Source organism: Streptomyces aureus (assembly GCF_001418135.1).
Classification (GTDB): domain Bacteria; phylum Actinomycetota; class Actinomycetes; order Streptomycetales; family Streptomycetaceae; genus Streptomyces; species Streptomyces aureus_A.
This window is the reverse complement of record NZ_LIPQ01000393.1, coordinates 1-10,196: the sequence shown is the minus strand read 5'-3', so window position 1 is coordinate 10,196 and position 10,196 is coordinate 1. Positions and strand designations below refer to the sequence as shown.

Sequence of the window (10,196 nt, the reverse complement as noted above, 5' to 3'; positions counted from 1 at the left end):
GGTCGGGGCACCGGGGTCTCGCTCGCGTAGTCGAGCGCGTGGACCGTCACGAACTGCGGTTCGATCCGCATGTAGACCGGGTCGAAGGCCTCGCCGTCCACCAGCTCCGGCTCGGCTCCGAAGTCCGCGAGCTCCTCCGCGGTCGGCTCGACGATCTCGGCGGTGCCGGTGAACTGCACGGACCAGAGGCTCGCGGATCCGGAGCTGAAGTTGTCCGCGCCGTAGGCGACGACGCTGCCGTTGCAGGCGCGGTGGTAGCCGAGGCCCCGGTGCAGCCGGATCAGGACGCGGCCGTCGGCCACGATGTGGCGGGCGGGGGCGACGAACGGCATCGCCCGCATGCTCGTCGCCACCCGGCCGTACGACACGCGGCCGAGCAGCTCGATGGCGCGGATCTCGTCGGTGGACATGGCATCCACTCTCCGTCACCGGCACCGTGTCGGGAAGGGCCCCCTGCCCCGCTTTCACGGGGACGTAGGTCCCGAATGGGGGCCGCCGGCCGCTCTGGCCCGTACGGGGAGGGGCCCGATCGGCCGGCCGGCGTCACCGACGCCTCACGGCGGGCTCCGGGGCCCCGCCGTACGTCAGTGGCGCTCCGCCTGGAGCCGCGCCACGTAGGCGGCGGCCTGCGAGCGCCGCTCCATGCCCAGCTTCGACAGCAGGCTGGAGACATAGTTCTTGATGGTCTTCTCCGCGAGGTGCAGCCGCTCGCCGATGACCCGGTTGGTCAGGCCCTCGCCGATCAGGTCCAGGATCCTGCGCTCCTGCTCCGTCAGATGGGCGAGCTTGTCGTCACCCTTCGGATTGTTGCCGTCGCGCAGCCGCTCCAGGACGCGGGCGGTCGCCACCGGGTCGAGCAGCGATTTGCCGGCCGCCACGTCCCGTACCGCGTTCAGAAGTTCATTGCCGCGGATGGCCTTGAGGACATAACCCGAGGCTCCGGCCATGATCGCGTCGAAGAGCGCCTCGTCGTCCGCGTACGAGGTCAGCATCAGGCACTTGATGCCCTCGTCCTGCGAACGGATCTCGCGGCACACCTCCACCCCGCTGCCGTCGGGCAGCCGGACGTCGAGCACGGCGACGTCGGGGCGGGTCGCAGGGATCCTGACCAGCGCGTCCGCGGCCGTCCCGGCCTCCCCGACCACCTCGATGTCGTCCTCCACGGAGAGCAGCTCGTGGACGCCGCGCCGGACGACTTCGTGGTCGTCCAGCAGAAATACCCGGATTTTTCCTTCTTCGCGCACGCGGTCAGTCTCACATATTGGCTCTTCCCGCGCCCGGGGTGCGCGGGATAACGTGCCGGTTGTTCCGACGACGGAGTCGGGCCGTTGTCCACGCCCTGACCAGGGCTAAGTCCCGCTTTTCTCGATTTACTTGGAAATCCAAGCAAAATCGCAGGTCAGGTGGGGTTTCGCGGGAATGCCGCACTGTGGGTAACGTGCCTATGACGGCGTTCGTCGGGGCACCTGTCACGCCTGACCCCGACCGCGTCGCACCCACCCCGTGCGAAGGTACGGACAAGGCGGAGCCGCACTGGCCCACCCGGCGAACCCGGAGGCCGGACCGACGGAGGAGCACGCACGTGACCGTGGAGAGCACTGCCGCGCGCAAGACGACGCGACGCAGCAGCGGCACCAAGCGCACCGCAAGCGCGAGCACGAGCACCACCAAGAAGACGAGCGCGCGCGCCGCGGGAGCGACGGAGCCCGAGCTCGTACAGCTGCTGACGCCCGAGGGAGAGCGCGTCCAGCACCCCGATTACGACATCGACCTGAGCGCCGAGGAGCTGCGCGGTCTCTACCGCGACATGGTGCTCAGCCGTCGCTTCGACGCCGAGGCCACCTCGCTGCAGCGCCAGGGCGAGCTGGGCCTGTGGGCCTCGCTGCTCGGCCAGGAGGCGGCCCAGATCGGTTCCGGCCGGGCCCTGCGGGACGACGACTACGTCTTCCCCACCTACCGTGAGCACGCCGTCGCCTGGTGCCGCGGGGTCGATCCCACCAACCTGCTCGGCATGTTCCGCGGTGTGAACAACGGCGGCTGGGACCCCAACACCAACAATTTCCACCTGTACACGATCGTTCTCGGCTCGCAGACCCTGCACGCCACCGGTTACGCCATGGGCATTGCGAAGGACGGCGTGGATTCCGCCGTGATCGCGTACTTCGGTGACGGCGCCTCCAGCCAGGGCGACGTGAACGAGTCGTTCGTCTTCTCCGCGGTCTACAACGCCCCGGTCGTGTTCTTCTGCCAGAACAACCAGTGGGCCATTTCCGAGCCCATCGAGAAGCAGACCCGCGTCCCGCTCTATCAGCGCGCCGCCGGTTTCGGCTTCCCCGGTGTCCGCGTCGACGGCAACGACGTCCTCGCGTGCCTGGCCGTGACCCGGTCGGCGCTGGAGCGCGCCCGCCGCGGCGAGGGCCCGACGCTCATCGAGGCGTACACCTACCGCATGGCCGCCCACACCACCTCCGACGACCCGACCCGCTACCGCCGGGACGCGGAGCGCGAGGAGTGGGAGGCCAAGGACCCGATCCAGCGCCTCAAGACGTACATGGAGAACGAGGGCCACGCCGACGCGGCCTTCTTCGAGGAGCTGGAGGCCGAGAGCGAGGCGCTCGGCAAGCACGTCCGCGAGGTCGTCCGCGCCATGCCCGTTCCGGAGCACATGGCGATCTTCGACAACGTGTACGCGGACGGGCACGCGCTCGTCGACGAGGAGCGGGCCCAGTTCGCCGCCTTCCAGGCGTCCTTCGAGGGCGGAGAGGCCGAGTAATCATGGCTGTTCAGAAGCTTCCCCTCGCGAAGGCGCTCAACGAGTCCCTGCGCAAGGCCCTGGAGACCGACCCCAAGGTCCTGATCATGGGTCTGGACGTCGGCAAGCTCGGCGGCGTCTTCCGGATCACCGACGGGCTGCAGAAGGACTTCGGCGAGGACCGGGTCATCGACACCCCGCTCGCCGAGTCCGGCATCGTCGGCACCGCGATCGGTCTCGCCCTGCGCGGCTACCGACCGGTCGTGGAGATCCAGTTCGACGGCTTCGTCTTCCCGGCGTACGACCAGATCGTGTCCCAGCTGGCGAAGATGCGGGCCCGTTCGCTCGGCACGGTGAAGATGCCGATCGTCATCCGCATCCCCTACGGCGGCGGCATCGGCGCGGTCGAGCACCACTCCGAGTCCCCCGAGTCGCTCTTCGCGCACGTCGCGGGCCTCAAGGTCGTCACCCCGGCGAACTCGAACGACGCCTACTGGATGCTCCAGCAGGCGATCCAGAGCGACGACCCGGTCATCTTCTTCGAGCCCAAGCGCCGCTACTGGGACAAGGGCGAGGTCGACACCGAGGCCATCCCCGGCGAGCTGCACAAGGCCCGGGTCGCCCGCCAGGGCACGGACCTCACCCTGGTGGCCTACGGCCCGATGGTGAAGACCTGCCTGGAGGTGGCCGAGGCCGCCGCCGAGGAGGGCAAGTCGATCGAGGTCGTGGACGTCCGCTCGATCTCCCCGCTCGACTTCGACACGATCCAGGCCTCGGTCGAGAAGACCGGCCGCCTGGTCGTCGTCCACGAGGCGCCGGTGTTCTTCGGCTCAGGCGCGGAGATCGCCGCCCGGATCACCGAGCGCTGCTTCTACCACCTGGAGGCCCCCGTCCTGCGGGTCGGCGGCTACCACGCGCCGTATCCGCCGGCGCGCCTGGAGGAGGAGTACCTGCCGGGTCTCGATCGCGTGCTCGACGCCGTCGACCGCTCGCTGGCGTACTGAGGAGAGCACCGTGACGATCCGCGAATTCAAGATGCCCGATGTGGGCGAGGGCCTCACCGAGGCCGAGATCCTCAAGTGGTACGTCCAGCCCGGTGACACGGTCGAGGACGGCCAGGTCGTGTGCGAGGTCGAGACGGCCAAGGCCGCGGTCGAGCTGCCGATCCCCTTCGACGGCACGGTCCACGAGCTGCGCTTCCCCGAGGGGACGACGGTCGACGTCGGCCAGGTCATCATCTCGGTGAACGTCGGCGGCGGGACGGCGCCCGAGGCGCCGGTGGCCGAGGCCGCTCCGGTCGCCCAGGCCGCGGCGCCCGCTCCGGTTGCTCCGGTCGCCGAGGAGGAGGCCAAGCCGCAGGGCCGCACGCCGGTCCTCGTCGGCTACGGCGTGGCCGCCAGCTCCACCAAGCGGCGCCCGCGCAAGGCGGCGCAGGGCGCGGTTCCGGCCGCTCCCGCCGCTCCGGCGCAGGCCGCTCCGGCCACCGCCCCCGTCGCCGTTCCGGTCTCCGTACCGGAGCAGCTCAACGGGCACGGTCCGGGCGGCGCGCGCCCGCTGGCCAAGCCGCCGGTCCGGAAGCTCGCGAAGGACCTCGGCGTCGACCTGGCGACGGTCGTCCCGACCGGCCCGGACGGCATCATCACCCGTGAGGACGTCCACGCGGCAGCCGCTCCGGCGCCCGCGCCGGCCGTCGAGGCCCCGACGCCCGTCGCCCAGCCCGTGGCCGCCCCGGCGGCCGTGCAGGCGGCTCCCGTCGTGTCGACCGACGCCAGGGAGACCCGTATCCCCGTCAAGGGCGTACGGAAGGCCACGGCGGCGGCGATGGTCGGCTCGGCCTTCACCGCCCCGCACGTCACCGAGTTCGTGACCTTCGACATCACGCGCACGATGAAGCTGGTCGAGGAGCTCAAGTCCGGTACGGACATGGCGGGCCTGCGGGTCAACCCGCTGCTCCTCATCGCCAAGGCCGTCCTGGTCGCCGTCCGGCGCAACCCGGAGATCAACGCGGCCTGGGACGAGGCGGCGCAGGAGATCGTCCTCAAGCACTACGTGAACCTGGGCATCGCCGCGGCCACCCCGCGTGGTCTGCTCGTGCCGAACATCAAGGACGCGCACGCGCAGACCCTGCCCGAGCTCTCGGCGTCGCTGAGCGAGCTGATCTCCACCGCCCGCGACGGGAAGACGACCCCGGCTGCGATGCAGGGCGGCACCTTCACCATCACCAACGTCGGCGTCTTCGGCGTCGACACCGGTACGCCCATCCTGAACCCCGGCGAGTCCGCGATCCTCGCGGTCGGTGCGATCAAGCTCCAGCCGTGGGTCCACAAGGGCAAGGTGAAGCCGCGCCAGGTCACCACGCTGGCTCTCTCCTTCGACCACCGACTGGTCGACGGCGAGCTCGGCTCCAAGTTCCTGGCGGACGTCGCCGCGATCCTGGAGCAGCCGAAGCGCCTGATCAGCTGGGCGTAGTGCGCGGGTTCGCCCGTTTCACGTGAAACATGAGGCCCCGTCCATGATGTGGACGGGGCTCTCTGTTGCACCTCTGTTGTATCTATTCTGTGCGCATGCCATCAGCGCCAGCCGGTCCCGCCCCGCAGCCCACCAGGCAGCCCCCCGCGGCCGACCGTGTCTACATGCACGTCAAGCAGGCCGTGCTCGACCGGCGCTACGAGGGAGGCACCCTCCTCACCGAGGGCGAACTCGCCCTCGCCGTCGGGGTGTCACGGACGCCCGTCCGTGAGGCGCTGCTCAAGCTGGAGATGGAAGGGCTGCTCAAGCTCTACCCCAAGAAGGGCGCCCTCGTCCTCGCCGTCTCCGCGCAGGAGATCGCCGACGTCGTCGAGACCCGGCTGCTCGTCGAGGAGTTCGCCGTCCGCCGGGCCGTGCCCGCCCCCGCCTCGCTCATCGAGCGGCTTGAGGAGCTCCTGGAGGAGCAGAAGCTGCGCGCCGCGGCCGGGGACCTCGCGGAGGTGGCGGTCACCGACCGGTGCTTCCACGCCGAGATCGTGCAGCACGCCGGCAACCAGATCCTCTCCCGCCTCTACGACCAGCTCCGCGACCGCCAGCTGCGGATGGGCGTCGCCGTGATGCAGTCCCAGCCCGACCGCGTCGCCAAGAACATCACCGAGCACGCCGAGATCCTCGACCGGATAAGGGCCGGCGACGCCGAGGGCGCGGCGCACTGCGTCCGCCAGCACCTCAGCTGGGTCAAGGTCCTGGTCCGGGGCGAGGACCGATGAGCAACCGCAACGGCCACGGCTCCCCCGTCACGCTCCCCGGCGATCCGCCCGGCGGCCGCCGGGCGGCCCTCGTCTGGGGCGTCGGTGTCGCCGTCTACTTCGTCGCCGTCATCTTCCGTACGTCCCTCGGGGTCGCCGGACTCGACGCCGCGGACCGCTTCGACGTCAACGCCTCCGCGCTCTCCACCTTCTCCATACTCCAGCTGCTCGTCTACGCGGGCATGCAGATACCCGTCGGCCTCATGGTCGACCGGCTCGGCACCAAGAAGGTCCTCGCCCTCGGCGTCGTCCTCTTCACCCTCGGCCAGCTGGGTTTCGCGCTCTCCCCGTCGTACGGCACCGCGCTCGCCTCCCGGGCGCTGCTCGGCTGCGGCGACGCCATGACCTTCATCAGCGTCCTGCGGCTCGGCAGTCGCTGGTTCCCGGCCCGCCGGGGCCCGCTCATCGGGCAGGTCGCCGCGCTCTTCGGCATGGCCGGCAACCTCGTCTCCACCGTGTTCATCGCCCGCGCCCTGCACGGCCTCGGCTGGACGACCACCTTCGTCGGCAGCTCCCTCGCGGGCGTCGTCGTCCTGGTCCTGCTGCTGCTCTTCCTCAAGGACCACCCCGAGGGATACGAGCCGCAGCCGGCCACACACGCGGGCGCCGCCTTCGTGCGCCGTCAGATCGCCGAGTCGTGGCGGGAACCCGGCACCCGGCTCGGCATGTGGGTGCACTTCACCACCCAGTTCCCCGCGATGGTCTTCCTGCTGCTGTGGGGACTGCCGTACCTGGTGGAGGCACAGGGCCTGTCCCGGTCGACCGCGGGGACCCTGCTCACCCTGGTCGTCCTGTCGAACATGGTCGTCGGCCTCGCGTACGGGCAGATCATCGCCCGTCACCACACGGCCCGCGCCCCGCTCGCCCTCGGCACGGTCGCCGCGACCGCCCTGCTGTGGGCGACCACCCTCGCGTACCCCGGCGACCACGCCCCGATGTGGCTGCTCGTCACCCTCTGCCTGGTCCTCGGCGCCTGCGGACCGGCCTCGATGATCGGCTTCGACTTCGCCCGCCCGGCGAACCCGCCGGAGCGTCAGGGCACCGCGTCCGGCATCGTCAACATGGGCGGTTTCGTGGCCTCGATGACGACGCTGCTCGCCGTGGGCGTGCTGCTCGACGCGACCGGCGACAACTACCGCATCGCGTTCTCGTCGGTCTTCGTCCTGGAGGCCCTGGGGGTCGTGCAGATCCTGCGCCTCAAGGCCCGTACCCACCGCAGGGAACGGGACCGGCTCGTCGCCAGCAGGGTGGAAGCCGTACACGTCCCCGTCTAGGGACCGCCGGACCTCGAACCGCCGGACCTCGAACCGCCGGACCTCGAACCGCCGGACCTCGAACCGTCGCGCGGTGAACCACCGGACAGCGAACCGCCGCAGCGCGGACGAGCGCGGACTAGCGCGGAGTCACCGCGAAGTTGTCGAGGATGGCCCGGGCCAGCTCCTCGTCGCCCTCCGTCTTGACCCGGTCGGCCACATCGGCCGGCCGGACCCGGCCGCAGGCGAGACGCACGAACGTCTCCCAGTCCGTCGCGAGCGTCACCGCGGGGCCCAGCGAGGGCGCGCCGTCTATGGAACCCCGGCCTTCCGCGTCGACCCGTACCGTCCGCAGGAACTCCACCGGACCGCTGACGTCGATGACCACGGCCGAAGAGGCGGGCGCCCCCGCGTCCTTGGCGATGACCTTCGGCAGGGCCTCCAGGAGCACGTCACGCGTCACGTGGGCGCCCGCCGAGTCCAGGTTGCCCGGAGTTCCGAGCGCGACCCGCAGGTCCTGCTCGTGCACCCACACGTCGAAGGCGCGCATCCGGTACGCCAGTTCCAGGGACTGCTCGGCGCCGAGGGGGGCGCGGATCAGGTGCTCGGGGGAGCGGTTCTCGTTGCGGAGCTGCCGGGCCCGGCGGATCAGGATGTACTCGAGCTCCGAGGTCATCTCCGGCGCGGTGTGGTGCCGCCGCACGTCGACCTGGACCTCCATGTAGCGCGCGAAGTCGCTGCGCACGTGGTAGAGATCGCGCGGCAGGGAGTGGATCGGGCGCGGGTCGCCGAGCATCTCGGTCTCCATGCCGATCACATGGGACACGATGTCCCGCACCGACCAGCCGGGGCAGGGTGTGGGCCGGTTCCACTCGCCCTCCACGAGCGGCTGCACCAGCTCGGCTATCGCCTCGATGGAGTGGGTCCAGGCGTCGGCGTAGTTCTGGAGGCTGGGATGGACGGTCACGGGACCCCTCGGCGGTTCTTCGGTGCGCGGGCTGAAAACACGACTGGGTGGGAGGCTCGGACGCTAAGTTACGCTGCCCGAAGGCACCCCGGCAGTGCTTTCGTGTGACGATCGTAGGCCGGTGTTGACGGCTCGAATGCCAGGACGGTGGTAGTGTGCGCGCCTCGCTGATCCAGATCGCGGTAGACCCGGACGAACCGGTCGACGCCCGACGTGCCCGCGTGGCCCGTCTCGTACGGGAGGAATCCGGCCGCGCCGACCTCGTCGTCCTGCCGGAACTGTGGCCCATGGGGGCCTTCGCGTACGAGTCCTTCGCCGCCGAGTCCGAGCCCCTGAACGGCCCCACCCACCGCACGATGGCCGCCGCCGCGCGCGACGCCGGGGTCTGGCTGCACGCCGGATCCTTCGTCGAGGCGGAGGGCGGCGCGCTGTACAACACCTCGCTGGTCCTCTCCCCCGACGGCGAACTCGCCGCCTCCTACCGCAAGATCCACCGCTTCGGCTTCGACAAGGGCGAGGCGGTGATGATGGCCGCCGGGGAGGACCTGGTCACCGTCGATCTGCCGCACCTCACCGTCGGCGTCGGCACCTGCTACGACCTGCGCTTCCCCGAACTGTTCCGCGGGCTCGTCGACGCGGGCGCCCAGGCCTTCGTCGTCCCGGCCGGCTGGCCGGCCCGCCGCCGCGCGCACTGGAGCCTGCTCGCCAGGGCCCGTGCCGTCGAGAACCAGGCGTACGTCCTCGCCTGCGGTACGGCGGGCACGCACGCGGGCGTGGAGCAGGCCGGTCACTCGATCGTCGTCGACCCCTGGGGCGAGACCGTCGCCGAGGCGGGCCCGGACGAGGAGATCCTCCGGGTGGTCCTGGATCCGGCGAAGGTCACGGCGACGCGCGAACAGTTCCCGGCGCTGAAGGACCGGGTGCTGGGAATCGCGCCGCCGAAGCGGGGCTGAGACCCCCGGAGCCGGAGGGGCCCGGAGCCCGAGATACCCGGAGCCGGAGGGGCTCGGAGCCCCAGGGACCCGGCCCCGGTGCCTTTCCTCGTACGAGCTCCGCCGCGCAGGCCGCTACGGCTGCGCCGGGGCCTCACGCCGGACGATCTCCGACTCGTCCGGGAGCAGGCCCGTCAGCTCCTGCCAGATCCGCTTCGGGGCGACGCGGCGCAGCCGGAACGGGCTGCCGGCCGCCGCCCCGCCCTCCGCCATCGGCTCGGCGGGCAGCTCGCGCAGCCAGTATCCGAGCGGACCGCAGTCCCAGGCGGCGACCGCGCGGGCCGTCACACCCGGCTCCCCGCCCTGGTGGCCCTGCCAGGCCGCGGTCATCCGCCAGTTGGAGCGCACCTCCACGATCAGCTGGGAGAGCCGCGTGGCGGTGCCCTCCGCCGTCCCGGCCGCCCGCAGGGCCTCGACGACCAGGGACCGCTCGTCCGCGCCGGGCGTCGACGCGGCCTTCTCCAGGGCCTGGAGGCCCGCCTCCAGGACGCCGACGGTCGTCTCGACGACCTGCTCCTCGGTCCTGGCGGTGCCCGCCGTGTCGGACTGGCGCAGGGCGATCAGGTCGGCCAGCGTCCACACCACGGTCCGCGGCTCGACGAGCCGGTAGACCGCCTCCTCCTCGCCCGGCCAGGTCTCGTGGCAGACGACGTGGTCGTCGCCGATGAGCAGCCCGTGGTGCAGGGTGCCCTGCCGGCCGCCCGCCTCCAGGGAGACGATCACGGAGGGGTTGACGAGGGTCTGCATCAGGGGCAGCAGGAGCGCGGACAGCTCCCCGGCCCCGTTCATGAGCCCGGCGTCCCGGAGCCGCGCCTCGGCGGGCGCCATGGACTCCGGGACCGGCTGACCGGTCGCCAGCTGGGCGAGGACGAAGACCTCGTCGTCGGCCAGCCGGAAACGGGATCGGGTCACGTCGAAGGAAGGCATGTGTCGCTCACTCGGGTAGGGCGGGCC

Annotated in this window: 10 protein-coding genes; 6 read left to right on the top strand and 4 right to left on the bottom strand. The window is 71.3% G+C overall.

The annotated features are described in order from the left end of the window. Positions 1–410 (bottom strand): pyridoxamine 5'-phosphate oxidase family protein (locus AOK00_RS28510; protein WP_055603123.1); only part of this gene is annotated, 410 nt, incomplete at its 3' end. A gap of 174 nt (positions 411–584) precedes the next feature. Beyond that, entirely contained in the window at positions 585–1,244 is a 660-nt protein-coding gene (locus AOK00_RS28505) for a response regulator (RefSeq protein WP_055603122.1), read from the bottom strand. Positions 1,245–1,582: 338 nt separating this feature from the next. Here AOK00_RS28505 and pdhA point away from each other — a divergent pair, with 338 nt between their 5' ends. The 5 genes from pdhA to AOK00_RS28480 all read left to right on the top strand — a co-directional run bounded on the left by pdhA (position 1,583) and on the right by AOK00_RS28480 (position 7,304). Continuing rightward, on the top strand, positions 1,583–2,773 hold the full coding sequence (pdhA, locus tag AOK00_RS28500; RefSeq protein ID WP_055603121.1) for a pyruvate dehydrogenase (acetyl-transferring) E1 component subunit alpha: 1,191 nt from the start codon (positions 1,583–1,585) through the stop codon (positions 2,771–2,773). Positions 2,774–2,775: 2 nt separating this feature from the next. Next, a complete protein-coding gene (locus AOK00_RS28495; protein ID WP_055603120.1) occupies positions 2,776–3,756 on the top strand; it encodes an alpha-ketoacid dehydrogenase subunit beta in 981 nt (326 codons plus the stop codon). Between the two features lie 31 nt (positions 3,757–3,787). Further along, entirely contained in the window at positions 3,788–5,221 is a 1,434-nt protein-coding gene (locus AOK00_RS28490) for a dihydrolipoamide acetyltransferase family protein (protein ID WP_055603124.1), read from the top strand. Positions 5,222–5,316: 95 nt separating this feature from the next. Further along, positions 5,317–5,991, top strand: coding sequence for a GntR family transcriptional regulator (locus AOK00_RS28485; RefSeq protein ID WP_079042244.1), 675 nt, complete (start codon positions 5,317–5,319; stop codon positions 5,989–5,991). Further along, complete coding sequence (locus tag AOK00_RS28480; protein ID WP_055603118.1) at positions 5,988–7,304, top strand: MFS transporter; 1,317 nt, start codon at positions 5,988–5,990, stop codon at positions 7,302–7,304. Before AOK00_RS28485 ends, AOK00_RS28480 begins: the two co-directional genes overlap by 4 nt. A 118-nt stretch (positions 7,305–7,422) precedes the next feature. On the opposite strand, the gene AOK00_RS28475 is transcribed toward AOK00_RS28480, so the two are convergent. Further along, complete coding sequence (locus AOK00_RS28475; protein ID WP_055603117.1) at positions 7,423–8,250, bottom strand: maleylpyruvate isomerase family mycothiol-dependent enzyme; 828 nt, start codon at positions 8,248–8,250, stop codon at positions 7,423–7,425. Between the two features lie 155 nt (positions 8,251–8,405). Here AOK00_RS28475 and AOK00_RS28470 point away from each other — a divergent pair, with 155 nt between their 5' ends. After that, on the top strand, positions 8,406–9,203 hold the full coding sequence (locus tag AOK00_RS28470) for a carbon-nitrogen family hydrolase (protein ID WP_055603116.1): 798 nt from the start codon (positions 8,406–8,408) through the stop codon (positions 9,201–9,203). Between the two features lie 114 nt (positions 9,204–9,317). Here AOK00_RS28470 and AOK00_RS28465 read toward each other — a convergent pair whose 3' ends face one another. Further along, positions 9,318–10,169, bottom strand: a complete 852-nt coding sequence (locus AOK00_RS28465; protein ID WP_055603115.1) for a hypothetical protein — start codon at positions 10,167–10,169, stop codon at positions 9,318–9,320. Between the last annotated feature and the right edge of the window lie 27 nt (positions 10,170–10,196).